The 23,468-nt window shown below is 68.1% G+C and carries 25 protein-coding genes and 1 tRNA gene; 11 read left to right on the top strand and 15 right to left on the bottom strand.

Going from position 1 to position 23,468, the window contains the following annotated elements; all coding sequences use genetic code 11:
- Window positions 1-19 precede the first annotated feature (19 nt).
- The 3 genes from B043_RS0106545 to B043_RS0106535 are packed head-to-tail and all read right to left on the bottom strand — an operon-like array spanning window position 20 to window position 3,706.
- Window positions 20-1,273 (bottom strand): ABC transporter substrate-binding protein, encoded by a 1,254-nt coding sequence (locus B043_RS0106545; protein ID WP_026234161.1) that lies wholly within the window; start codon window positions 1,271-1,273, stop codon window positions 20-22.
- A 53-nt stretch (window positions 1,274-1,326) separates the two neighbouring features.
- Window positions 1,327-2,523, bottom strand: coding sequence for a carbohydrate ABC transporter permease (locus B043_RS0106540; protein ID WP_018461370.1), 1,197 nt, complete (start codon window positions 2,521-2,523; stop codon window positions 1,327-1,329).
- Complete coding sequence (locus tag B043_RS0106535; RefSeq protein WP_018461369.1) at window positions 2,513-3,706, bottom strand: carbohydrate ABC transporter permease; 1,194 nt, start codon at window positions 3,704-3,706, stop codon at window positions 2,513-2,515. The genes B043_RS0106540 and B043_RS0106535 overlap by 11 nt, the downstream gene beginning before the upstream one ends.
- Before the next feature lie 28 nt (window positions 3,707-3,734).
- Here B043_RS0106535 and tsaB point away from each other — a divergent pair, with 28 nt between their 5' ends.
- Window positions 3,735-4,283, top strand: a complete 549-nt coding sequence (tsaB, locus tag B043_RS0106530; RefSeq protein ID WP_155987405.1) for a tRNA (adenosine(37)-N6)-threonylcarbamoyltransferase complex dimerization subunit type 1 TsaB — start codon at window positions 3,735-3,737, stop codon at window positions 4,281-4,283.
- On the opposite strand, the gene B043_RS0106525 is transcribed toward tsaB, so the two are convergent.
- Window positions 4,280-4,927 (bottom strand): flavodoxin family protein, encoded by a 648-nt coding sequence (locus B043_RS0106525; RefSeq protein ID WP_018461367.1) that lies wholly within the window; start codon window positions 4,925-4,927, stop codon window positions 4,280-4,282. The genes tsaB and B043_RS0106525 overlap by 4 nt on opposite strands.
- A gap of 45 nt (window positions 4,928-4,972) precedes the next feature.
- Window positions 4,973-5,953: a lipocalin family protein gene (locus tag B043_RS0106520; RefSeq protein WP_018461366.1), complete on the bottom strand. Its 981-nt coding sequence runs from the start codon at window positions 5,951-5,953 to the stop codon at window positions 4,973-4,975.
- A gap of 57 nt (window positions 5,954-6,010) precedes the next feature.
- On the opposite strand from B043_RS0106520, the gene B043_RS0106515 reads away from it, so the two are divergent.
- From B043_RS0106515 to aspS, 4 genes are all read left to right on the top strand, one after another.
- Window positions 6,011-6,769: a TatD family hydrolase gene (locus B043_RS0106515; RefSeq protein WP_016329861.1), complete on the top strand. Its 759-nt coding sequence runs from the start codon at window positions 6,011-6,013 to the stop codon at window positions 6,767-6,769.
- The gene (locus B043_RS0106510) at window positions 6,766-8,058 is read left to right on the top strand and encodes a phospholipase D-like domain-containing protein (protein WP_018461365.1); all 1,293 of its coding nucleotides are present in this window, start codon (window positions 6,766-6,768) and stop codon (window positions 8,056-8,058) included. The genes B043_RS0106515 and B043_RS0106510 overlap by 4 nt, the downstream gene beginning before the upstream one ends.
- Window positions 8,045-8,344 carry a hypothetical protein gene (locus tag B043_RS0106505; RefSeq protein ID WP_016329862.1) on the top strand — a complete coding sequence of 100 codons (300 nt, stop codon included), beginning with the start codon at window positions 8,045-8,047 and terminating at the stop codon, window positions 8,342-8,344. Before B043_RS0106510 ends, B043_RS0106505 begins: the two co-directional genes overlap by 14 nt.
- 108 nt (window positions 8,345-8,452) lie before the next feature.
- On the top strand, window positions 8,453-9,721 hold the full coding sequence (gene aspS, locus B043_RS0106500; protein ID WP_016329863.1) for an aspartate--tRNA(Asn) ligase: 1,269 nt from the start codon (window positions 8,453-8,455) through the stop codon (window positions 9,719-9,721).
- Window positions 9,722-9,814: 93 nt separating this feature from the next.
- Here the strand turns inward: aspS and B043_RS0106495 are convergent, their stop codons facing one another.
- The 4 genes from B043_RS0106495 to sdhC are packed head-to-tail and all read right to left on the bottom strand — an operon-like array spanning window position 9,815 to window position 13,007.
- The gene (locus B043_RS0106495) at window positions 9,815-10,513 is read right to left on the bottom strand and encodes a succinate dehydrogenase iron-sulfur subunit (RefSeq protein ID WP_018461364.1); all 699 of its coding nucleotides are present in this window, start codon (window positions 10,511-10,513) and stop codon (window positions 9,815-9,817) included.
- An 8-nt stretch (window positions 10,514-10,521) separates the two neighbouring features.
- Window positions 10,522-12,255 carry a succinate dehydrogenase flavoprotein subunit gene (gene sdhA, locus B043_RS0106490; protein WP_018461363.1) on the bottom strand — a complete coding sequence of 578 codons (1,734 nt, stop codon included), beginning with the start codon at window positions 12,253-12,255 and terminating at the stop codon, window positions 10,522-10,524.
- 1 nt (window position 12,256) lies between these two features.
- Entirely contained in the window at window positions 12,257-12,652 is a 396-nt protein-coding gene (locus B043_RS0106485) for a succinate dehydrogenase hydrophobic membrane anchor subunit (protein WP_016329866.1), read from the bottom strand.
- On the bottom strand, window positions 12,642-13,007 hold the full coding sequence (sdhC, locus tag B043_RS0106480) for a succinate dehydrogenase, cytochrome b556 subunit (protein WP_016329867.1): 366 nt from the start codon (window positions 13,005-13,007) through the stop codon (window positions 12,642-12,644). The genes B043_RS0106485 and sdhC overlap by 11 nt, the downstream gene beginning before the upstream one ends.
- 281 nt (window positions 13,008-13,288) lie before the next feature.
- Between sdhC and speD the strand changes: the two genes are divergently transcribed.
- The 4 genes from speD (at window position 13,289) to B043_RS0106460 (ending at window position 16,805) form a co-directional block, all read left to right on the top strand.
- Entirely contained in the window at window positions 13,289-13,723 is a 435-nt protein-coding gene (speD, locus tag B043_RS0106475; RefSeq protein WP_016329868.1) for an adenosylmethionine decarboxylase, read from the top strand.
- A 65-nt stretch (window positions 13,724-13,788) separates the two neighbouring features.
- Window positions 13,789-14,934: a COG1470 family protein gene (locus tag B043_RS0106470; protein ID WP_018461361.1), complete on the top strand. Its 1,146-nt coding sequence runs from the start codon at window positions 13,789-13,791 to the stop codon at window positions 14,932-14,934.
- A gap of 4 nt (window positions 14,935-14,938) precedes the next feature.
- Entirely contained in the window at window positions 14,939-15,859 is a 921-nt protein-coding gene (locus tag B043_RS0106465; RefSeq protein WP_018461360.1) for an ABC transporter ATP-binding protein, read from the top strand.
- On the top strand, window positions 15,849-16,805 hold the full coding sequence (locus B043_RS0106460) for an ABC transporter permease (RefSeq protein WP_016329871.1): 957 nt from the start codon (window positions 15,849-15,851) through the stop codon (window positions 16,803-16,805). Before B043_RS0106465 ends, B043_RS0106460 begins: the two co-directional genes overlap by 11 nt.
- Before the next feature lie 42 nt (window positions 16,806-16,847).
- Here the strand turns inward: B043_RS0106460 and B043_RS0106455 are convergent, their stop codons facing one another.
- Together B043_RS0106455 and B043_RS0106450 are read right to left on the bottom strand one after the other, a co-directional pair.
- Window positions 16,848-17,228 (bottom strand): cupin domain-containing protein, encoded by a 381-nt coding sequence (locus tag B043_RS0106455; RefSeq protein ID WP_018461359.1) that lies wholly within the window; start codon window positions 17,226-17,228, stop codon window positions 16,848-16,850.
- A complete protein-coding gene (locus B043_RS0106450) occupies window positions 17,228-17,851 on the bottom strand; it encodes a phosphoribosyltransferase (RefSeq protein ID WP_016329873.1) in 624 nt (207 codons plus the stop codon). The genes B043_RS0106455 and B043_RS0106450 overlap by 1 nt, the downstream gene beginning before the upstream one ends.
- 80 nt (window positions 17,852-17,931) lie before the next feature.
- Between B043_RS0106450 and B043_RS0106445 the strand changes: the two genes are divergently transcribed.
- On the top strand, window positions 17,932-19,614 hold the full coding sequence (locus tag B043_RS0106445; RefSeq protein WP_018461358.1) for a long-chain-fatty-acid--CoA ligase: 1,683 nt from the start codon (window positions 17,932-17,934) through the stop codon (window positions 19,612-19,614).
- A 59-nt stretch (window positions 19,615-19,673) separates the two neighbouring features.
- Here B043_RS0106445 and rpsI read toward each other — a convergent pair whose 3' ends face one another.
- Complete coding sequence (rpsI, locus tag B043_RS0106440) at window positions 19,674-20,060, bottom strand: 30S ribosomal protein S9 (RefSeq protein ID WP_016329875.1); 387 nt, start codon at window positions 20,058-20,060, stop codon at window positions 19,674-19,676.
- Window positions 20,060-20,485 (bottom strand): 50S ribosomal protein L13, encoded by a 426-nt coding sequence (rplM, locus tag B043_RS0106435; protein ID WP_016329876.1) that lies wholly within the window; start codon window positions 20,483-20,485, stop codon window positions 20,060-20,062. Before rplM ends, rpsI begins: the two co-directional genes overlap by 1 nt.
- Before the next feature lie 140 nt (window positions 20,486-20,625).
- On the opposite strand from rplM, the gene B043_RS0106430 reads away from it, so the two are divergent.
- On the top strand, window positions 20,626-22,248 hold the full coding sequence (locus B043_RS0106430) for a CTP synthase (protein WP_016329877.1): 1,623 nt from the start codon (window positions 20,626-20,628) through the stop codon (window positions 22,246-22,248).
- Between the two features lie 19 nt (window positions 22,249-22,267).
- Here B043_RS0106430 and B043_RS0106425 read toward each other — a convergent pair whose 3' ends face one another.
- Window positions 22,268-23,299 carry a DUF815 domain-containing protein gene (locus B043_RS0106425; protein WP_026234160.1) on the bottom strand — a complete coding sequence of 344 codons (1,032 nt, stop codon included), beginning with the start codon at window positions 23,297-23,299 and terminating at the stop codon, window positions 22,268-22,270.
- A 34-nt stretch (window positions 23,300-23,333) separates the two neighbouring features.
- Window positions 23,334-23,409, bottom strand: a tRNA-Lys gene (locus tag B043_RS0106420).
- Between the last annotated feature and the right edge of the window lie 59 nt (window positions 23,410-23,468).

Genomic DNA, 23,468 nt, shown 5'->3' with positions numbered 1-23,468 from the left:
CGGGGACGGGGCCTTGCCCTTAGCGGGTCTTGCCGGCGAGGAGGTCTTCCGCCTGCTTCTGGGCCTTGTCCAGGGCGGCCTTGGGGTCCACCCCGTTCAAGATGGCCTCCTTGATGGCCTGGCCCAGGATGTCAAAGCGGATCTGCTCCCACTCCGCCAAAGCGGGCTCCAGCTTGGCGTAGCGGGACTGGCGCACGATGGTGGCGAAATCGGGGTTCTCCGCCACGTAGCTCTGGTACACCGGGTCCTTAAGGGCGGCCTCGGTGACGGGCACGTACCCCGTGGCCGTGGAGAACACCGCCTGGGCCCGGGGGCTGATGACGAACTGGAGGAAGTCCTTGGCCACCGCCTGGGCCTCCTTGGGGCTATTCCGGAAGACCACCAGGTTGGTCCCCTGCACCAGGCCGAAGCCGGGCTGGCCCGCCTTCCTTCCGGGCAGGGTGGCCACGCCCAGGTCAAACTTAGCCCCCTGACGGTAGAAGGTGTAGCCCGCGGAGGTGTCCACGCTGAAGGCGTAGGGCCCGGAACCCAGGTTCTGGTTGATGTAGCCGGAGGTGATGGCCTTGGCCCAGCCCTCCTTCACCCCCCGCTGGAGGAGGCTTAGGGCCTCCACCGCCTCCTTGGAGTTCAGGACCAGACGGCCCCCCTTCAGGTACTCCCCGCCCAGGTTGAAGAAGAAGTAGGCGAAGGTGGAGGCGTCGGGCTGGAACCAGTAAACGGGGCCCCCCTCCGCCTGGGCCAGGCGGCGGCTTAGGGCCACGAACTCCTCCAGGGTGGCCGGGGGCTTGGCCTTGTGCTTGCGGAGGAGGTCGGCGTTGTAGTAGAGGACCTGGATGCTCTTGTTGAAGGGCACCCCGTAGACCAGGCCGCCGAAGCGCACCCCGTTCAGGAAGGTGAGGTTCACCCCCTGGAGGCGCACGCCCAGGGTTTCAATGGGCAGAAGGGCTTTGGCCTCGAGGTACAGGGCGATGTTGTTCTCGTAGGCCTGGGCCATGGCGGGCACGTTCCCCGCGGCGAAGGCGGCCTTGATCTTGGTGGAGAGGTCCCGGTACCCCCCCTGGGGCACGGGGCGGACGCACCGGCCCTGCTGGGCCTTGTTGAACTCCACCACCAGGTTCTCCAAGGCCGCCTTGGGGGCCCCGCCGGTGAAGCCGTGCCAGAGCTCGGCCACCACCTTGGCCTTGGCGCACTGTTCCTTGATCACGTCCTCGGGCTTGGCCCCTTGGGCCAGGGCCAGGCTGAGCACCGCCGGTAGGAGAAGCCAACCTTTCATACGCACCACCGGGCTTAGCCTACCACAGGGTTGGTCATCCCTCGGTCAAGGCCTCACTTGAGCCCCGAGCGGGCGATGCCCTCGGTGAACTGGCGCTGGGCCAGGAAGTAGCCCAGGATGACCGGCAGGATGACGAAGGTGCTGGCGGCCATCAGGGCCCCGTAGTCCGAGCCCGCCTCCTGGACGAAGGCCTGAAGCCCAAGCTGCACGGTGCGCATCTCCGGGCTCTGGGTGACGATGAGGGGCCAGAGGAGGGCGTTGTAGGCCCCCAGGAAGGTGAAGATGCCGTAGGAGATCATGCCCGGCACGGCCAGGGGCAGGGCGATGCGGAAAAGCTGGGTGAGGGGGCCCGCCCCGTCAATGCGGGCCGCGTCAAAGAGATCCTGGGGGAGGGAGAGGAAAAACTGCCGCAGGAGGAAGACCCCGAAGACCGAGGCCAGCCAGGGGACGATGAGGGCGTAGTAGGTGTCCAGCCAGCCCAGCCGGGCCAGGAGGACGTAGTTAGGGATGAGGAGGACCTCCCCCGGCACCATCATGGTGGCCAGGATGAGGACGAAGACCCCCTCCTTGCCCGGGAAGGGCAGGCGGGCCAGGGCGAAGGCCGCCAAGGCCGCCAGGAAGAGGCCCACCGCCACCTGGGTGAGGGCGGTGAAGAAGCTGTTGAAGAAGTAGCGGCCCCAAGGGGCGGCCCGCCAGGCCTCGAGGTAGTTGTGGAAGACGTACCCCAAGGCCCCCGGGGCGATGTTCACCCACTCCAGCCGCCAAAACGCCCCCTGGGAGCGGAGGGCATCCGGGGGCAAGGGGGGGCTTAGGGGCAGGTCCTTGGGCCAGAGGACCACCAGGGGCAGCACCCTAAAGGCCTCCCCCGTGGTGTTGAGAAGCCGGATGCGCCAGGCCCCTTCCCCGTAGACCACCTCCACCTTGGTCCCTTCCGCCCGGGGGTCCACGAAGGCCCCCGGGGTCCTGGGCACCAAGGCCCGGGGGGGCTCCCCCCCTTCCGGGGCCGGGAAGCGGAGCTCGAGGCTCCGCCCGGGGCCCAGGCCCCCCCAAAGGGGGCTATCCCCCAGGCGGGCGGCCTGGAACCAGTTTTGCGGCTTCATCCGCTCGGGCCACCAGATGGGCTCGGCCTGGAGGGCCTCCTGTGGGCTTTTGAAGCTGGTGGCCAGCATCCAGTAGAAGGGGAAGGCCATGAGGACCCCCCCAAAAAGGAGGAAAGCGTGGACGAGGAGCACCCCCAGGCTACGCCTCATAGTGCACCCGCCTTTCCAGGACCCGCCGCTGGAGGAGGGTGAGGGCCAGGATGATCAGGAAGGTGAGGGTGGCGATGGCGCTGGCGTAGGAGAAGTCCGCGTCCCTGAAGCCCTTGTTGTAGAGGTAGAAGGCCACGGTGAGGGTGTCCTGCAAGACCCCCCCCGTGGGGGTGAGGACGTAGACCTGGGTGAAGACCTGGAAGGCCCCGATGAGCCCCAGGGTGAAGAGGAAGAACAGGGTGGGGGAAAGGAGGGGCCAGGTGATGTAGCGCTGCTTCTGCCAAAAACTCGCCCCGTCCAGCTCCGCGGCCTCGTAGTACTCCTTGGGGATGCTCTGGAGCCCCGCCAGGAGGATGACTACCTGGTAGCCCAGGAAATGCCACACGCTCATGACCATCACCGCCAAAAAGGCCAGGCTGGGCCCGGCCAGAAACCCCTGGACCTTGAGGCCCAAAGGCTCCAGGAGGAGGGCAAAGACCCCCTTGGGGGTGTTGAGCCAGTCCAGCCCCGGGGTGCCCAGGAGCCAGTTCAGAAAGCCGAACTCCGGGTGGTAGATCCACCGCCACACCGCGGCCGCCGCGGTGAGGGCGGTGATGTAGGGCAGGAAGAAAAGCGTCCGGTAAAGGCCCTGGAAGGCCAGGCGCAGGTTCAGGAGGATGGCCACCCCCGTGGCCAGGAGAAGCCCCGTGGGCACGGTAAAGAGCACGTACCAGAAGGTGTTGCCCAACGCCCGCCAAAAGAGGGGGTCCCGGAGGAGGATGGCGTAGTTCTCCAAGCCCGCAAACTCTGCCCGGCGCAGGAAGTTCACCTTCTCGAAGAGGCTTAGGTAGAAGGCGTACAGGGTAGGAAAGACCTGCCAGATGAGGAGGAGGGCGAGAAAGGGCCAGACGAAAAGCCAGCCGTAAAAGGCCCCCTGGGCCTTCTCGGGAAGGCGGCGGGCCTCGAGGAGGAAAAGGAGAAGGACCGCCAGCACCGGCGCCCAGGGCCAGACCCAGGCTAAAAGCCCCAGGAGGAGAAGGCCGTACACCGCCCCATACCGGAGCCCCCAAAGGGCGAGAAGCCCGTAGAGGAGGAGGGCCAGGTAAACCCCCCCGGGAGGGAAGAAGCCAAGGGCCCTGGCGTAGGCCGCCAGGGCCAGGAGCACGCCAAGCCCTAAGGCTAGGGGAAAGGGGTAGGGCCGCATCCCGGGAAAGTATACCCAAGGGCGTAAGATGGGGGGCGTGTGGACCCTGGCCCTGGACACCGCCACCCCCTACCTGGCCCTGGGCCTCTTCCGGGACGGGGAGGGCCTGGGCCGGGTGGTGCGGGTGGAACGGCGCCACGAGGAGCACCTCTTCTCCCTCCTGGATGAGCTCCTAAAGGAGGTGGGGGCGCGGAAGGAGGAGATCGGCACCCTGGTCCTGGGGGAAGGTCCCGGCTCCTACACCGGGCTCCGCATCGCCCTAGCCGCAGGGGAAGGGGTGGCCCTGGGCCTCTCCGCCCGGGTCTATGGGGTGTCCAGCCTCCTCGCCGCCTGCTGGCCCTTTCTGGAGGAGGGAGGCCCCCCCCTTACCCCCCTCTTCACCGCCCGGAACCGGCTCTACTACGGGGCCACCTACGCCAAGCGGGAGGGAAAGCCGGTGGAGCTCCACCCCCCTGCCCGCTGGAAGGCGGAAGAACTCCCCCAAGAAGGCCTCCTCCTGGACGCCCCCCCTGACCCCCGGGCCCTCTACGAGCTCCTCCCCTTCGCCCACCCGGGGCTCAACCCCCTGTACCTCTAATCCGCGGCCACCTTGGGGGGCGTGCGGTAGAGGTGGCTGGGCAAAGGCTCGCGGAAGGGAACCCCTTTAAGCCCCTCCGCCAGGCGCACCAGGTTTTCCCCGGCGATGCGGGCGTCCTCCAGGAGCTCGGGGTTGTCCTCCAGCCGCCTAAGCCCCCGCCGGTGGGCGTAGACCAGGCCCAAGGGGGCCAGGACAAAGCCCATGTAGGCCAAGGGCAGGAGCATCTGGGAAAGGGCCTGGGCCGCCCCCTCCTCCTCGGCCACGGCCAGGAGGGCCATGGGCTTGCCCAGGTTGAGGAGGCCCTGGTTCTCCATGGAGGTCATCCGCTCCAGCAGGGCCTTCATCTGGGCGGAGACGCTGAACCAGTAGACGGGGGTGGCGAAGACCACCGCGTCCGCGTTCAGAATGCGCTCCGCGATGCGGCCAAACCCGTCCCAGGGCCCCTGGACGCAGGTTTCGGGGCCGCAGGCCGCGGGATCCAGGGAATAGTTCCCCACGCAAAAGGGAAAAGGGTGCTTCACCAGATCCAACCGCTCCGTGTGCGCCCCCAGGTTCCGGGCGGCTTCCAAAACCTTTTCCAAAAGCTCCGCGGTAAACCCGTCCGTTCTGGCCGAGGCGTTGACGCCTAGGACGCGTAAGCCCATACTCATCACCCGACGACTAAACCTCCTTTAGTATAACGGGCTCAGCTAGGGCTGCCAAGCCCCGGCCACGAACTCCCCCATCCCCTGGGCCCGGACCCGGTAGCCGAGGAGGGTGCCCTCCCCGGCCACCGGCCCCTCCCAGTAGGCCACCCGGGTGGTGCGGGAGAGGATCTCCCCCTCGGGGAAAAGGGCCTTCAACTGGAGGTCCAGCCCCGGCCCCCGAAGCCGCCACTCCAAGGGGTAGCTCCGGCCGGAGGGTGAGGTCCAGAGGGAAAGGGGCTCCAGGGTGAGCTCCAGGGCCTCCGCCCGGCCCAGGGGGTCTATCCGGCTCCCCAACACCTGCACCACCCGCCCCTCCCGGTCCTTCACCCGGTAGGCCATGAGCTCGGAACCGTCGGAAAGGTGCAGGCCGAACCAGTCCCAGGTGGCGGAGACCCCGGAAAGCTGTTCCCCCCACTGGTGGTCCAGCCAGGCCTCCCCCGCCACGGCCTCCTCCCCCACCCGCCCCAAGGCGGGGACGCGGGTGTAGGACTGGTAGTACATCCGCCCCGTGGCCTCCGTACCGGAGTAACCGGGGGGGTGGACCACCGGGGGTTTGCCGGGGAGAAAGCGAAGGTCCAGAAGGGGGGCCTGGAGGCGGAACCCCTCCCCTTCCCGAAAGAAGCGGTACCCCTCGAGCTCCAGGCTGGGCCCCGGACGGGCCTCGCCCTTAGGGCCCAGGAAGTCGGAGGCCTCGAGGAACCCCCTCTTTCCCGTCCTCAGGTCCGTGAGGGCCAGGTGGACGGCGTGGAAGGGGCCGAAAAGCTCCCCCGGCAGGCCGAAGATCCGGTAGCCGGGCGGGGGGAAAGCCTTGAAGAAGGCGAAGTGGAAGGCGTAGGGCCCCACCCACCCCGAGGCGTACCACCACTCCAGGGGGGCGGGCTTGGGGTCCCAGTCCGCGGGGTCGGGGAGGCGGAGGGGGTCCACCCGGAGGAGGGTGGGCGCGCAGGCCGAAAGGAGAAGGAGGGCCCAAAGAACGCGCCGCATTTTTCCAAGGATACCAAAGGCCCCCTTCCCCCCTTGGCTTGGGCTACAGTAGGGATCGTGACCGACACCCACGCCCACCTGGACTTCCTGGAACCCGAGGAGCTTAAGGAGGCCCAGGCCCATCTCCCGGAGCTCAGGGCCGTCCTCACCCTGGGGGTGGACCCCGCCCGCTGGGAACGGACCTTAGCCCTGGCCCAGGGCAACGTCTACGCCGCGGTGGGCCTCCACCCCACCTCCGCCCACCTCCTCTCCCCGGAGGTGGAGGAGGCCCTGAGGCACTACGCCCGCCACCCGCGGGTGCGGGCCATCGGGGAAACGGGCCTGGACTACTACTGGACCCCCGAGACCGGGCCCGCCCAGTACCGGGCCCTGGACTTCCAGGCGGCCCTGGCGGAAGCGCTCGGCCTTCCCCTGGTCCTCCACGTGCGGAGCAGGGACGGAAAGGCGGAGGAAGACCTCTCGGAGTGGCTCCTCCAAAACCGGCCCAAGAAGGCGGTGCTCCACGCCTTCTCCGGGCACCCCGCCTTGGAGAGGGCCGGCCTCGAGACGGGGGCTTACTTCAGCTTCGCCGGCCCCCTCACCTACAAGAAGAACGGGGCCCTCCGGGAGGCGGCGAGGAGGCTCCCCCGGGAAAAGCTCCTGGTGGAAACGGACACCCCCTTCCTCCCCCCGGAGCCTTTTCGGGGCCAAAGGAACCGCCCCCACTACGTGCGCCACACCCTCTTTCGCCTGGCGGAAAGCCTTGGGGTAAGCTTTGAGGAGGCGGAGGCCCTCACGGACAGGAACGCCGAGGGGCTTTTCCGGTGGTCCCTATGAAGCGCGCCCTTGCCCTTCTTCTCGCCCTTTTGGGCCTGGCCCTGGCCGCACCCCGGCTGGTGGTGGAGCCCGAGGACGGGCTTGCCCCCCTCCTTGGGCTCATCGGGGAGGCCCGGGAGGAGATCCTGGTGAAGATGTACCTCTGGACCCCAAGCCGCATGGACCTGGTGGAAGCCTTAGGCCAGGCGGCGGCCCGGGGGGTCAAGGTGCGGGTCCTCCTGGAGCGGGAGCCCTCCGGGGGCCGGGTGGACCTCTCCGTCTACCAGGCCCTAAAGGACCGGGGGGTGGAGGTGAGGCTCACCCAACCCTTCCGCTTCGTCTTCGTCCACGAAAAAAGCCTGGTGGTGGACGGGAAGAAGGCCTGGGTGGGCACCATGAACTTCACCGGCAGTTCCTTCAGCGCCAACCGGGAGTACGCCCTCATCCTGGACGATCCGGAAAGCGTGCGGGAGATCCGCCGGGTCTTCCAGGCGGACTGGAATGGGGAACGGCTGGACCTGAGCCGCGCCCGCCTGGTCTGGGCCCCAAGCCGCACCCTGGGGGGCGTGCGGGAGGGAAACGCCCGGGAGGTCCTCCTGGGGATGATCGGGGGGGCCAAGCGGGAACTGTTCCTGGAGCACCAGGCCATGGCCGACCGGGAGGTGATCGAGGCCCTGAAGGCCGCCCTGAAGCGGGGGGTGAGGGTGCGCCTCCTGGGTAGCCCCCAGGAGGAGGGGGACACCTACTTCCTGGCGGGGGCCCTGGAGCTCCAGGCGGCAGGGGCCGAGGTACGCTTCCTCCCCTCCCCCTACGTGCACGCCAAGGTCCTGGTGCGGGACCGGGAGGAGGCCCTAGTGGGGAGCCTCAACCTGAGCGCCAACAGCCTGAACGCCAACCGGGAGCTTGCCGTGCGGCTTGGGCGGGGGGAGGCCCTGGAGAGGCTCCTCAAGGTCATGGAGGGGGACTGGGCCAAGGCCCTCCCCCAAAACCCCTTCGCCCTGCCCCCTCTGGAAGGGGTCATCCCCTGGACGGAGGCCCCCAGGCACTACGGCCGCATCGCCACGGTGGAAGGGGTCATCCGGCGGGTGGAGGACCGGGGCACGGTGGCCTTCCTCCACTTCGGGGAGGGGGAAAGCGACCTAAGGCTCGTGGTCTTCCCCCGGAGCTACGGCCTCTTCGCCCAGCCCTTCCCCCAAAGCTACCTGGGTAAGACCGTGCGGGCCCGGGGGCGGATCGTGATCTACGCCGGGTATTACGAGATCGTCCTGGACGACCCCAACCAGCTGGAGGTGGTGGATGGAAGCCCTTGAGGCTCTGGGCTACGAGGTCTTCCAGGAGGAGGGCTACTGGGTGGGGGAGAAGCGGCGGGGGGGCCTCCTCCTCCGGGTCTACCTCTCCCCCCAGGGGGACGTGCGCCTCCTTAAACGGCGGCTTCTCCTGGAGGAGGCGGAGGAGCGCTCCCTTGGGGGCTTTTCCGGCACCTGGGCCAGGCGGCGCTGGGAGGAGGCGGACTTCTTCACCGTGGCCCCCCTCGAGGCCCTCCCCGGGCTCCTCCTGGCCTGGGAGGCGCTTGACGCGGGGGAGGCCGCCCCCTAAACTGGAGGGCAACATGCGCCCTGCCGTCCTGAATAACGCCTAACAGGGGGGCCTGGAGGACCCCCCCGGCCACCGCTTGCCGGGGGGGTTTGGCTATAGGGAGGGAAGATGCGCGTTCTGGTAAAGGACCTGAAGGAGCACATCGGGAAGCAGGTGGAGCTTTGGGGCTTCCTGCACTGGCGGCGGGATTTGGGGAAGATCCAGTTCCTCCTCCTCCGGGACCGGACGGGCATCGTCCAGGTGGTGACCGGGGGGCAGAGGCTCCCCTTACCCGAGTCCAGCCTAAGGGTGCGGGGGGTGGTGGTGGAAAGCCCCAAGGCCCCGGGGGGCCTCGAGGTCCAGGCGGAGGCCCTGGAGGTCCTCTCCCCCGCCCTGGAGCCCACCCCGGTGGAGATCCCCAAGGAGGAGTGGCGGGCCCACCCCGACACCCTCCTGGAGTACCGCTACGTGACCCTACGGGGGGAGAAGGCCCGCGCCCCCCTCAGGGTGCAGGCCGCCCTGGTGCGGGGCTTCCGGCGGTATTTGGACCGGCAGGGCTTCACGGAGATCTTCACCCCCAAGGTGGTGCGCGCCGGGGCGGAAGGGGGGTCGGGGCTTTTCGGGGTGGACTACTTTGAGAAAAGGGCCTACCTGGCCCAGTCCCCCCAGCTCTACAAGCAGATCATGGTGGGGGTGTTTGAGCGGGTCTACGAGGTGGCCCCCGTGTGGCGCATGGAGGAGCACCACACCAGCCGCCACCTGAACGAGTACCTCTCCCTGGACGTGGAGATGGGCTTTATCGGGAGCGAGGAGGAGATCATGGACCTGGAGGAAGCCCTCCTCCAGGAGATGCTGGAAGAGGCCCTTACGGGCGCCGGGGACGAGATCCGCCTCCTGGGGGCGGAGTGGCCCTCCTTCCCCAAAGACATCCCCCGCCTCACCCATAAGGAAGCCCGGAGGATCCTGAAGGAGGAGCTCGGCTACCCCGTGGGCCAGGACCTCTCCGAGGAGGCCGAGCGGCTCCTCGGGGAGTACGCCAAGGCCCGCTGGGGCACGGACTGGCTCTTCATCACCAAGTACCCCCGGGCCCTTAGGCCCTTCTACACCCACCCCGAGCCCGACGGCACCACCCGGGGCTTTGACCTCCTCTTCCGGGGCCTGGAGATCACCTCCGGCGGCCAACGGATCCACCGCTACGAGGAGCTTTTGGAGAGCCTAAAGGCCAAGGGCATGGACCCCGAGGGCTTCCAGGGGTACCTGGAGGTCTTCAAGTACGGCATGCCCCCCCACGGGGGCTTCGCCATCGGGGCCGAGCGGCTCACGCAAAAGCTCCTCGGCCTCCCCAACGTGCGCTACGCCCGGGCCTTCCCCCGGGACCGGCACCGGCTTACCCCCTAGGGCCCCACAGCTACACCCCAGGGGGCTTGGAGGAAAGGCGCGCCCAAACCCCTTTCTGGGGTCCCCGCCGAAGCTTTCGCTTCGGCGGGGCGCCTAGAACCGGTCAAAGAGGATGGCCCGCTTGACCTCCTCAATGAGCTGGGTCACGGGGATCTCCCGGGGGCAGGCCTCGGTGCAGTTGTAGGCGGTGCGGCACCGCCACACCCCGCTTCCCGAGCCCAAGGCCTTGAAGCGCTCCCTCTTCCCCCGGTCCCGGGAGTCGAAGATGAAGCGGTGAGCCTGGACGATGGCCGCGGGGCCCAGGTAGGCCCCGTTCACCCAGAAGACGGGGCAGCTGGTGGTGCAGCTGGCGCAGAGGATGCACTTGGTCCCGTGGTCAAACCGCTCCCGTTCCTCCGGGGACTGGAGCCTTTCCCGCTGGGGCGGAGGCTCGTCGTTGATGAGGTAGGGCTTCACCGCCCGGTAGGCGGCGAAGAAGGGCTCCATGTCCACGATGAGGTCCTTCTCCACCGGCAGGCCCCGGATGGGCTCCACGGTGATGGTGTGCCCCAGGTCCTTGACCAGGGTCTTGCAGGCCAGGCGGTTCTTACCGTTGATGAGCATGGCGTCGGAGCCGCAGATGCCGTGGCCGCAGCTTCTCCTAAAGGAAAGGGTTCCGTCTTGGTCGGCCTTGACCTTGTGCAGGAGGTCCAGGACCCGATCCCAGGGCTCGGCCTCCACCTGGTAGGTCTCCCAGCGGGGCTTTTGGTCCTTGGCGGGGTCAAACCGGAGCACCTTGAGCGTGACCTGCATGCCGCCTCCTAGTAGGTGCGGGCCTTGGGCTCAAACCGGCCCAGGACCACGGGCTTGTAGCGGAAGGCCACCTTGCCGTCCTCCACCTTGTAGGCCAGGGTGTGCTTAAGCCAGTTCGCATCGTCCCGCTCGGGGTAGTCCTCCCGGGCGTGGGCCCCCCGGGACTCCGTGCGGTTCAGGGCGGAGTGCACCAGGGCCTCGGAGACCTCGAGGAGGTACCCCAGCTCCAGGGCCTCCACGAGCTCGGTGTTGTAGGCCTCGCCCTTGTCCTCTATGGAGATCCGCTGGTAGCGGTCCATGAGCTCCTTCAGGATCTCCACCTGTTTTTGGAGAAGCTCCCCGGTGCGGAAGACGGAGGCGTGGTCCATCATGGACTGCTGGAGCTCGGCCCTCAGCACCGCCACCCTCTCCTTGCCGGTGGAGTTCTTGATGCGCTCAATGCGCTCCCGGCTTGGGCCCAGGTGCTCCTCGGTGAGCTCGTGGTAGTCGGCGTCCTTGGCGAAGCGGGCCGCGTGGATCCCCGCCCGGCGGCCGAAGACCACCAGGTCGCCCAGGGAGTTGGTCCCCAGGCGGTTCGCCCCGTGGAGGCTCACGCAGGCCGCCTCCCCCGCGGCGTAGAGCCCCGGGACCACGGTGTTCTTCTCGTCCCGGATCACCTGGCCCCACAAGGTGGTGGGGATCCCCCCCATGGCGTAGTGGGCGGTGGGCATCACGGGCACGGGCTCCTTCAAGGGGTCCACCCCCAGGTAGATGCGGCTGAACTCGGTGATGTCGGGGAGCTTCTTCTCAATGACCTCTGGAGGCAGGTGGGTGAGGTCTAAGAGGACGTGGTCCTTCTTGGGGCCCACCCCCCGCCCTTCCCGCACCTCCAGGTACATGGCCCGGGAAACCATATCCCGGGGGGCCAGGTCCTTGATGGTGGGGGCGTAGCGCTCCATGAAGCGCTCCCCCAGGGCGTTCCGGAGGATCCCCCCCTCGCCCCGGGCCCCTTCCGTGAGGAGGATGCCCAAGGGGTAAAGCCCCGTGGGGTGGAACTGGTAGAACTCCATGTCCTCCAGGGGCAGGCCCTTGCGGTAGAGGATGGCCTGGAGGTCCCCGGTGAGGGTGTAGGCGTTGGAGGTGACCTTGTAGATGCGCCCGAAGCCCCCGGAGGCGATGACGATGGCCTTGGCCTGGAAGAGGTGGAGCTCCCCGGTGGCAAGCTCCAAGGCCACCAGCCCCTTGGCCACCCCGTCCTCCAGGATGATGTCCGTGACGTGGAACTCGTTGTAGAAGGTGATGCCCAGCTTCACGCACTGCTGGTAGAGGGTCTGGAGGATCATGTGCCCGGTGCGGTCCGCGGCGTGGGCCGCCCGGTGCACGGGGGCCTTCCCCCAGTCCTTGGTGTGGCCCCCGAAGCGGCGCTGGGCGATCTTGCCGTTGGGGAGCCGGTCAAAGGGGAGGCCCATGTGCTCCAGCTCAATCACCGCCTCGATCACTTCCTTGGCGAAGACCTCGGCGGCGTCCTGGTCCGTGAGGTAGTCCCCCCCCTTGACCGTGTCAAACATGTGCCATTCCCAGTGGTCCTCCTCCACGTTGCCGAGGGCGGCCCCTATCCCCCCCTGGGCCGCCCCGGTGTGGCTCCGGGTGGGGTAGAGCTTGGAAACCACGGCCACGTCCGCGCCTTCCCGGGCGGCGTAGAGGGCGGTGGCCAGGCCCGCCCCCCCCGCGCCCACCACGATGACCTCGTGCCTGTGCGCCATACTAGTTCACCCCGAAATCATGGTTGAAAAGGGAAAGGCTCCCGTAGAAGAAGAGGAACGCGATGAGGCTGTAGGCCACCACCTTGGTCCAGAAGCGCTTCGCCGGGTCCCGGATCCAGTCGTCCAGGACGTAGCGGAGCCCGTTGGCCCCGTGCAGGAGGCCCAGGGCCAGGATGAGCCAGTCGTAGACCTTCCAGGTGGTCTGGGAGAGTCTCTTGGCCACGTACTCGTAGTCGATGGTGTTCAAATCGGCCAGGATGGCGTTCATCCACATGTGGCCGATGAGGAGGAAGACCAGGACCACCCCGCTGATCCGCATGAAGACCCACCAGTAGAGCTCGAGGTTGGTGTTGGCCTCGAGCCGGGCCTCCGGGTACCGCTTGGACTTAATCGCCATGGCTACCCCCTAAGATCCCGCCCCCGATCTTGATGAGGAAGGGCAGGTAGAAGACCACGAAGAGCACCCAGACCCCGTACCAGAGGGCCCGCTGGTAGCGCACCCCCCAGGCGGTGAAGTCCATGAGGATGATCCGGAGGCCGTTGAAGCCGTGGTAGAGCACCCCGGCGATGAGGAGGAGAAGCCCCAGCTGGAACACGGGCTGGTGGTAGAACTTCATGAGCGCGTTGGACACCTCCGGCCCCCACATGGCGCTCCCGATGTTCAGGATGTGAAGGATGAGGAAGACCAGGATGCCGAGCCCCGAGATGCGGTGCAGGTAAAACGCCCACTGCCCTTCTCTGCCCCTGTACATGGCACCTCCTTGCCAGGGGCCATCATACCACCCTGGCCCTGGGGCCGGGCTTTGCTGGAGGCCACAAACCGCCCCCTATACCCCATATAGGTATAAAGGCTTCTCCCAGAAAGGCAAACCCCCCGGTGGCCTGGGGAAAGGAGAAAGGGGTAACCCCCCGGGAGGGGGCCTGGGGGTTTTCCGCACCAGCACAAGGTATTGACAGGGGGGGGAGGGGGGGCCATAATGGGGGGCGTGCCGCGGGGGGATACCCCGGGGGGCACGGGAAGGAGGTGGTACGGGTGGAACTCTTCGGTTTTGGTCCACACCTGATGCTGGACGGCTACGACGCCAACCCGGAAAAGCTCCGGGACGCTGAGCTGGTCCGGCGCGTCCTGGACGAGCTCCCCGAGGAAATGGAGATGACCAAGGTCCTGCCCCCCTTCGTCTACAGCTACGGGCCCGGGGGGGAGGACGGGGTGACGGGCGTGGTGATCATCGCCGAGAGCCACATCGCCATCCACACCTTCCCCAAGAAGCGCTTCCTCTCCATTGACATTTTCTCCTGTAAGGCCTTTGACATGAGCAAGGCCCTGAAGAAGCTGGCCGAGGTGTTTGAGATCGGCCGCTACGAGACCTACATGATCCAGCGGGGCAAGGAGTTCCCCAAGGACCCGGAGCTGGCCCGGCAGATCGTTTTGGGCGAGCGGGAGTACCTCGAGGCCCGGGTGGGCTAGGCCCCCTGGGCCCTTTTTCATTTTGGGCTCATCCTTTCCCCCTAGCCTCGTTTAAGGAGGCAGGTATGGTGCGAAAGCTCCTTGCGCTCTTCGTCTTGGCGCTGGGCGTGGCTTCGGCCCAAGGCTTCCGGGGGCTTTCCCTGGGCACCCTTTACCCGGAGATCGGGGTCCAGCCCGGGGAGAGCGTAACCCTGACCCTAACCCTTAAAAACTACGGCCTGCCGCCGGGGCCGGTGCGGGTGGGCCTGGCGGAGGTCCCCCAGGGCTGGCAGGCGGTGCTCATGGGCGGGGGGCGGCTGGTGCGGGCGGTCTACCTGGCCCCCGACGGGGAGGCCACCCTCACCCTCAAGCTCCAGCCCCCCAGGGAGGTGCGCCCCGGCACCTACCGCTTCCTCGTCACCGCGGAGGGCCTGGGCCAGCGGGCCCAACTCCCCCTCACCCTCATCGTGGGGCAGGGCCTGCCCAAGCGGCTTAGCCTCGAGGCCGAGCTCCCCATCCTGAAAGGCCCCCCCACGAGCTCCTTCCGCTACCGGGTGACCCTCAAAAACGAGTCCGACCAGGACCTCCTGGTCTCCCTGGAGTACGAGGCCCCCCAGGGCTTCCAGGTGACCTTCACCCCCGCCTTCAGCGGCCAGCAGGTGACGAGCCTCCCCATCAAGGCTGGGGAGAGCAAGGACCTGGACGTGGAGGTCTCCCTGCCCAAGGACACCAAGGCGGACACCTACGGCCTCACCCTGAGGGCCCAGGCGGGGGACGCCAAGGCGGAGCTCGCCCTCACCCTGGAGGTCACGGGCCGCCCCGAGGTGCGCTTCAGCACCAAGGAGGGGCGGCTTTCCGGCCGGGTCACCGCGGGCCGGGAGAACCCGGTGAAGCTCCTGGTGAAGAACGAGGGGAGCGCCCCCGCCAAGAACCTCTCCTTCAGCGCCATGGAGCCCTCGGGCTGGGAGGTGAAGTTTGAGCCCGAAAAGATCGACACCCTAGACCCCGGCCAGGAGCAGGAGGTCACCGCCCGCATCAAGCCCTCCCCCAAGGCCGTGGCCGGGGACTACATGGTCACCCTCTCCCTCTCGGGGAGCGAGGGGGTGAGCGAGAGCCTGGACTACCGGGCCACGGTGGTCACCTCCACCCTCTGGGGCCTGGTGGGCGTGGCCCTGGTGGCCGTGGCCCTCCTGGTCCTGGGCTTCGCGGTGAGCCGCTTCGGCCGGAGGTAGCCCCATGGTGGTCCAAACCCGGGGCCTCAGCAAGCGCTACGGCCGGGTGGTGGCCGTGGAGGACCTGAACCTGGAGGTGGCCGAAGGGGAGGTCTTCGGCCTCCTAGGCCCCAACGGCTCGGGCAAGACCACCACCATCCTTATGCTCCTGGGCCTCACCGAGCCCACCTCCGGGGAGGCCCGGGTCCTGGGGCACGACCCCGTGCGGGAGCCCCTCAAGGTGAAGGCCAAGGTGGGCTACCTCCCCGACCAGGTGGGGTTTTACGGGGAGCTCACCGCCTGGGAGAACCTGCGCTACACCACCCGCCTCCTGGGGCTTTCCGACGGGGAGGCCCGGGCCCGGATTGAGGAGGTCCTAAAGCGCATGGGGCTTTGGGAGGTAAGGGACCGGCGGGTCTCCGCCTTCAGCCGGGGGATGCGCCAGAGGCTGGGCCTGGCGGAGGTCCTCCTCAAACGGCCCAAGGTGGCCATCCTGGACGAGCCCACCCTGGGCCTGGACCCCGAGGCCGCCCGGGAGTTTTTGGAGCTCATCAAGGGCCTGAAGGGGGAGGGGATCACCGTCTTGCTCTCCAGCCACCTCCTCCACCAGGTGCAGGAGATCTGCGACCGGGTGGGGCTTTTCCACAAAGGCCGGCTCGCCCTGGTGGGCAGGGTGGAGGAGCTGGCCCAGAAGGTGCTCGGAGGGGGGTACGAGATCCTCCTGGAAGGGGCGCCGGGCCTCGAGGCCCGGTTCCTGGCGGTGGAGGGGGTGAGCCGGGTGGAGGCCCAGGGGGGGGTTTACCGCATCCTGGCCACCCAGGACGTGCGGGCCCATTTGGCCCAGGTGGCGGTGGAGGGCGGGGGGCTTTGGGGCCTCACCCTTCGCCGCCCCAGCCTGGACGAGGTCTACGCCCACTACTTCAAGGAGGTGGCCCATGCGGCGTGAGGGGTCTCCTTGGACCGGGCTTTGGGCGGTCTTCTTCAAGGAGATGGCCGACCACCTCTCAGGGCTTAGGATGCGGATCCTCGAGGCCCTCATCCTCCTTTCCGCCCTGGGGGCGGTCTACACCGGGAGCCAGGCCCTGCGCCAGACCGTGGGGGAGGACCCCTTCCTCTACCTGAAGCTCCTCACCACCGCCCAAGACCCCCTGCCCTCCTTCGTGGGCTTCCTCTCCTTCTTCGTCCCCCTGGCGGCCATCGCCCTGGCCTTTGACGCGGTGAACGGGGAGTACGCCCGGGGCACCCTTTCCCGGATTCTGGCCCAGCCCATCTACCGGGATGCCCTCCTCTTCGGCAAGTTCCTGGCGGGCCTGGGGACCCTCGCCGTCCTCCTCTTCGCCCTCTTCCTCCTGGTGGTTGGCCTGGGCCTCTTCAGCCTGGGGGTGCCCCCCGGGGGGGAGGAGGTGGTGCGGGCCCTCCTCTTCCTCCTGGCCACCCTGGCCTACGCCGGGGTGTGGCTGGCCTTGGGCCTCCTCTTCTCCGTGCTCTTCCGCCAGCCCGCCACCGCCGCCTTGGCCGCCCTTGGGGTCTGGCTCTTCTTCGCGGTCTTCTTCCCCATCCTCACGGACCTGGCCGCCAGCGCCCTCCTCCTCCAGGCGGACCCCTTTGACCCCGAGTCCCAGCTCCGGCAGGCCAACCTGGCCCTCTGGATCTCCCGCCTCTCCCCCAACACCCTCTACGCGGAGGCCCTCACCGGCCTCCTCAACCCCGCGGTGCGCTCCCTAGGCCCCGTGCTCATCACCCAGCTGGAGGGGGCCGTTTTGGGCACGCCCCTTCCCCTTTCCCAGAGCCTCCTTCTGGTCTGGCCCCAGCTCACGGGGCTCATGGCCCTCACCCTCCTCCTCTTCACCCTGGCCTACGTGGCCTTCCAAAGGCAGGAGGTGCGGGCCTAAACACCCCGCCGCAGCGCACGCTGCGGCGGGGCTTTTAAGCTTCTATTCCTCCAGCCACTCCGTGGCGTAGGCCGAGGTCTTGGGGATCACGCAGAGGAACTCCACGGGCTCGTCCCCCTCGTTCACGTAGGCGTGGGGGGTGTCCGGGGGGATGTACACCGCCTGGCCCGCGGCCACCTCCTTCACCTCGTCCCCCAAGAAGACCTTCATGCGCCCGGAGAGGACGTACTGCTCGTGCTCAATGGTGGGGTGCTTGTGCTTGGGGATGCGCCCCCCCGGGAGGAGGGTGAACTTGCGGGTGATGAAGTGGGGGGCCCCGTCCTCAGGCCCGATGAGGACCTGGATGAAGGCCTTCTCCCCCCGCTCCACGGGGCGGGCCTCCACGCTGGCCGCCTGCTTGACCACGGGCTTCATGCCCCCCATTATACCCGGGCGGCGAGGAGGGCCTCCACGTCCTCGTCCGTGACCTCCCCGAAGTCCAGGTAGTAGGCCCCCACCGCGGCGAAGTCCTCCGGGGCGGAGAGGGCCACCACCTCGGCCTTCTCCTTTAGGCGCTTTAGGGCCTCGGGGCTCCCCACGGGCACGGCCACCACCACCCGCCGGGGGGCCTCCGCCAGGACCGTGGCCAAGGCGGCCTCGAGGGTGGACCCCGTGGCCACCCCGTCGTCCACCAGGACCACGTCCCGCCCCTTCAGGGGCACCTTGGGGCGGGCCTTGCGGTAGCGCTCCGCCCGCTTGCGCACCGTTTCCCGCTGCCTGGCCGCCTCCCGCAGGAGGTAGCTCTCGTCGGCGTAGTTCCGGGCGTAGGGCATGAGGATGAGGTCCCCCTTCTCCCCCACGGCCCCCAGGGCGAACTCGGGGTTGCCTGGGGCCCCCACCTTGCGGGCCAGGACCACGTCCAGCTCCCCCCCCAGGGCCCGGGCCACCTCGTCCGCCACCACCACGCCGCCTCGAGGCACCCCCAACACCACGGGGTTCTCCAAACCCAAGGGTTTAAGGGCCTCGGCCAGAAGGGCCCCGGCGTGCCTTCGGTCGCGAAAACGCATAAGCCCTCCTCCCCCATGCTACACCCCCAGCCTTGAACGCGGTATAAAGTTTTTGGTACCCTCGAGGCGGAGGTCCCAAGATGGAGACGGCCAGCGCCAAACCTTGGGTAAAGCACTACGACCCCGGCGTGCCCCCGGAGATCCAGGTGCCCCCCATCCCCTTGTGGAAGATCCTGGAGGAAAGCGCGGGGCGCTACCCCCATGGGGTCGCCCTGGACTTCCTGGGCAAAACCCTCACCTACCGCGCCCTGTGGGAGGAGGCCCGGCGCTTCGCCGGCGGGCTTAAGGCCCTGGGGGTCAAGCCGGGGGACCGGGTGGCCATCATGCTCCCCAACTCCCCCCAGTTCGTCATCGCCTTCTACGGGGCCCTGATGGCGGGGGCGGTGGGGGTGAACGTGAACCCCCTCTACACCCCCCGGGAGCTTAGGCACCAGCTCAAGGACGCGGGGGCGGAGTACCTGGTCATCCTGGACCACCTCCTGCCCCGCTTCCTGGAGGTGGAGGGGGAAACCCCCGTCCGGCACACGGTGGTCACCGGCATCCGCGACTACCTGCCCTTCCCCAAAAACCTCCTCTACCCCCTGAAGGCCAAGCGGGATGGGCTCCCCCTGGGCTTCCCCAGACGCCAGGGGTTCCACGCCTTCACCGAGCTCCTCAAGGCCAGCCCCGCCACCCCCCACCCCGCGGACCCCGAGGACCTGGCCCTCCTCCAGTACACCGGGGGGACCACCGGGGTTTCCAAAGGGGCCATGCTCACCCACAAGAACCTGGTGGCCAACGTCCTGCAAATCGACGCCTGGGACCCCACCTCCAAGGACCTGCACGGCCAGGGGGTGATGCTGGGGGCCCTGCCCTTCTTCCACGTCTACGGCATGACCGTGGCCATGAACTACGGCCTCTACGCGGGCTTCAAGATCGTCCTCCTCCCCCGTCCTGAGATCGGCCCCATCGTGGAGGCCATTGAGAAGCACAAGGTCACCCACTTCCCCGGCGTGCCCACCCTCTACGTGGCCTTCAACAACTTCCCGGGGATTGAAGGGCGCAACGTGAAGAGCATCCGCATCTGCCTCTCCGGGGCCGCGCCCCTGCCCGTGGAGGTGGCCAAGCGCTTTGAGGAGATCACCGGGGCCCGGCTCATAGAGGGCTACGGCCTTTCCGAGGCCAGCCCCGTGACCCACTCCAACCCCGTGCTGGGGGAGATCAAGAAGGGCTCCATCGGGATGCCCCTCCCCAGCGTGGAGGCTAAGGTGGTGGACGAGGAGGGGAAGGAGGTCCCCCTGGGCGAGGTGGGCGAGCTCATCGTCAAAGGCCCCAACGTCATGAAAGGCTACTGGAACCGCCCCGACGAAACCAGCCGCGCCCTCAAAGACGGCTGGCTCTTCACCGGCGACCTGGCCCGCATGGACGAGGAAGGCTACTTCTACATCGTGGANCGCAAAAAGGACATGATCATCGCCGGCGGCTACAACATCTACCCCAGGGAGGTGGAAGAGGTCCTCTACCAGCACCCCGCCGTCCAGGAAGCCGCCGTGGTGGGCGTCCCCGACCCCTACCGGGGGGAGACCGTGGCCGCCTTCATCGTCCTGAAACCCGAGTACCAGGGCAAGGTCACGGAAAAGGACCTCGAGGCCTTCTGCCGGGAAAACCTTGCCGCCTACAAGGTCCCCCGCATCATCCGCTTCCGGGAAAGCCTCCCCAAGTCCAGCGTGGGCAAGATCCTGCGCCGGGAGCTCAGGGACGAGTTCGCCCGCCAAAAGGGCTAGAGGTGCCCCATAGGGAAACCCCCCAGGAGGGCCTGGGGGGTTTTCCCATTCCCCTCGGGCTAGCGCTTGGAGTACTGGGGCGCCCGGCGGGCCTTGTGCTTGCCGTACTTCTTCCGCTCCACCACGCGGGCATCCCGGGTGAGGAAGCCCAAGGGCTTAAGCCGGGCGCGGTAGTCGGGGTTGTACTGCAGGAGGGCGCGGGCCACGCCCAGGCGGATGGCGTCCACCTGGCCGCTCTTGCCGCCCCCCTGCACGGTGATGTAGGCGTCAAAGCGGTTCTGGGCGTCCACCACCCTAAGGGGCTCGAGGGCGGCCACCGCCCGCACCAGCCCCCGGAAGTACTCCGCGAAGTCCTGACCGTTCACGGTGACCTTGCCGCTCCCGGGGCGCAGGAAAACCCGGGCCACCGCCTCTTTACGCCTGCCGGTGCCGTAGTACTGCTCCATCACTGGACCTCCAGCTTCACGGGCTTCTGCGCCTGGTGGGGGTGGTTGGGCCCCGCGTACACCTTAAGGCGCTTAAAGAGCCGACGGCCCAAGGGGCCCTTGGGGAGCATGCCCTTCACCGCGTGCTCCAGAACCCGCTCGGGGTGGGTGGCCAGGAGCTTTTCCGCAGGGATCTCCTTAAGCCCGCCCTGGTAGCCGCTGTAGCGGGTGTAGATCTTGTCCTTCAGCTTCTTGCCGGTGAGGCGGATCTTGTCCGCGTTCACCACCACCACGAAATCCCCCATGGCCAGGTTGGGCATCCAGTCGGGGCGGTGCTTGCCCCTAAGGAGGGTGGCGATCTGGGTGGCGAGCCGCCCCAGCGTCTTCCCCTCCGCGTCTATGAGCACCCAGCGGGGCTCCACATCTTTCGGTACGTAGGTCTTCACCAGGGCCCTCCTTTGTTCTTGCCGGGGGATCGGGGGACCCCGCAAGAACGCCAAAGAAGACTCTACCACAAACCCCCACCCCCTTGCCAGATGTGGTAGGCTGAAGACCCGTGGGAGCTTCGGATAAGGGCTCAAGGCCCATGAAATACGTATTCGTCACCGGCGGCGTGGTTTCCAGCCTGGGCAAAGGCATCCTCACCTCCTCCCTGGGGGCCCTCCTCCGGGCCCGGGGCTACCGGGTCACGGCCATCAAGATTGACCCCTACGTGAACGTGGACGCGGGGACCATGCGCCCCTACGAGCACGGGGAGGTCTTCGTCACGGGGGACGGGGCGGAAACGGACCTGGACATCGGCCACTACGAGCGCTTCCTGGACGTGGACCTCTCCCGGGGCAACAACCTCACCACCGGCCAGGTCTACCTCTCCGTGATCCAGAAGGAGCGCCGGGGGGAGTACCTCTCCCAGACCGTCCAGGTGATCCCCCACATCACGGACGAGATCAAGGAACGGATCCGCAAGGTGGCGAGGGAGCAGGAGGCGGAGATCGCCGTGGTGGAGGTGGGGGGCACGGTGGGGGACATCGAGAGCCTGCCCTTCCTCGAGGCCATCCGCCAGTTCCGCTTTGACGAGGGGGAGGAAAACACCCTCTACCTCCACCTGACCCTGGTCCCCTACCTGGAGACCAGCGAGGAGTTCAAGACCAAGCCCACCCAGCACTCCGTGGCCACCTTGAGGGGCGTGGGCATCCAGCCGGACATGGTGGTCCTGCGCTCGGTGAAGCCCGTGCCCGAGGAGGTGCGCAAGAAGGTGGCCCTCTTCACCAACGTCCGCCCGGGGCACGTCTTCTCCAGCCCCAACGTGGAGCACCTCTACGAGGTCCCCCTCCTCCTGGAGGAGCAGGGCCTGGGCCGGGCGGTGGAAAGGGCCTTGGGCCTCGAGGCCGTCTTCCCCAACCTCACCTTCTGGCAGGAGGCGGTGCGGGTCCTGAAGCACCCCGAGCGCACGGTGCGCATCGCCATCGCCGGGAAGTACGTGAAGATGCCCGACGCCTACCTCTCCCTCCTGGAGGCCTTAAAGCACGCGGGGATCAAGAACCGGGCCCGGGTGGAGGTGAAGTGGGTGGACGCGGAAGGGCTGGAAAACGGGGACCTGGAGGAGGCCTTCCGGGATGTCTCCGGCATCCTGGTGCCCGGGGGGTTCGGGGTGCGGGGGATTGAGGGGAAGATCCGGGCGGTCCAGTTCGCCCGGGAGCGGAAAATCCCCTTCCTCGGCATCTGCCTGGGGCTCCAGGTGGCGGTCATAGAGTTCGCCCGGAACGTGGCCGGGCTCAAGGGGGCCAACTCCACCGAGTTTGACCCCTACACCCCCCACCCGGTCATCGACCTCATGCCCGAGCAGCTGGAGGTGGAGGGCCTCGGGGGGACCATGCGCCTGGGGGACTGGCCCATGCGCATCCAGGAGGGCACCCTCCTCCACCGCCTCTACGGGAAGGGGGAGGTGAAGGAGCGCCACCGCCACCGCTACGAGGTGAACCCGGCCTACGTGGAGGCCCTGGAGCGGGCGGGGCTTACCGTCTCCGGGGTGACCCCGGGGATGGCCGGCCGGGGGGCGGGGCTGGTGGAGGCCATCGAGCTAAGGGACCACCCCTTCTTCCTGGGCCTCCAGAGCCACCCCGAGTTCAAAAGCCGCCCCATGCGCCCCTCCCCCCCCTTCGTGGGCTTCGTGGAGGCCGCTTTAGCCCACGAAGCGTCGCTGCGCTGAACCCTTGGGGCCCCCGCACTTAGCGCAGGGTCCTGGCGAACTGCTCCGCCGCCCGCCCGGAAAACCCCCGGGCCAGGGCGAAGCGGAGGGCTCCTTCCTCCTCCTCCCGGCTCAAGGGGCGGCCCAGGTGGTGGGCCACCGCCTCGAGGTACAGGGCCCGGTCAAAGGGCGGGAAGGTGAGGACCAGGCCGAACCGCTCCGCCAGGGCCAGGGTGTCCTGCAGGGCGTCCCAGGCCTGGGGGTCCTCCCCGGGTAGGGGGTTCTTCCCCAGGGCGCGCACCAGGTGGCGGCGGTTGGTGGTGGCGAGGAGGAGGACGTTCTCCGGCGTCCCCTGGAGGCTTCCCTCCAGGAGGGCCTTCAGGTGGTGGAAGGCCTCGCTTTCGGGGTCCAGGGAGAGGTCGTCCAGGAAGAGGATAAAGCGCTTAGGGAGACGGCCCAACTCCTCCAAAAGGCGGTCCAACGCCGGCAGGGCGGAAGGCTCCACCTCCACCATGTGGGCCTCCGGCAGGCGGAGGAGGCCCTTGGCCAGGGTGCTCTTCCCCGTGCCCCGGGCCCCGTAGAGGAGGGTGTGCAGGGCGGGGCGGCCCTCCAGGAAGCGCCGCACGTTCTCCTCCAGGGCCTTCCGCTGGGCCTCGTAGCCCACCAGGGCGTTCTCCGGAGGAAGCTTGGGGCGCAAGACGGGCCTCACCTCTCCGTCAAAGCGGAAGGCCCGGTAGAGGGCGTAGGGCCAGGGGCCGTGGGCCTGGAGCACCCCCACCAGGGCCCTGGGGTCCCGGGCGAGAAGGGCCTCTAGGGCCCCCTCCTCCGCGGGGTGGGGGGGCCTTTCCCCCAAGGGGCCCAAAGGCTCCTCCTCCCGGCGGCGGAGGAGGTCCAGGTAGAGTTCCTCGAGGCTCCGCCCAATGAGGTCCAAGACCCCCGGGGTGGGCCTCAGGGCCCGCCAGGCCCAGGGGGCCTTGAGGAGGGCCTGGGCGTAGGCGTAGCCCCAGGGCTCCCCCGCGGGCAGGTCCAGGGCCAGAAGATCTAAGGGGCGCTCCGGCCTCATGCCGCCCATCATAGCGAAGCCCCGGGGTTTCCCCCGGGGCCTTTGGTGGGCCGCACAGGACTCGAACCTGTAACCCACCGATTAAGAGTCGGTTGCTCTACCGGTTGAGCTAGCGGCCCAAACGCCAAAACGTAGTGTACCGGGGGAAAGAGGGATTGTCAAGGTGGCTCGGGAAGGA

Origin of the sequence: Thermus oshimai DSM 12092, from assembly GCF_000373145.1 — a bacterium.
In the GTDB taxonomy this organism is placed as follows: Bacteria; Deinococcota; Deinococci; order Deinococcales; family Thermaceae; genus Thermus; species Thermus oshimai.
This window is presented reverse-complemented; position numbering and strand designations above follow the sequence as displayed.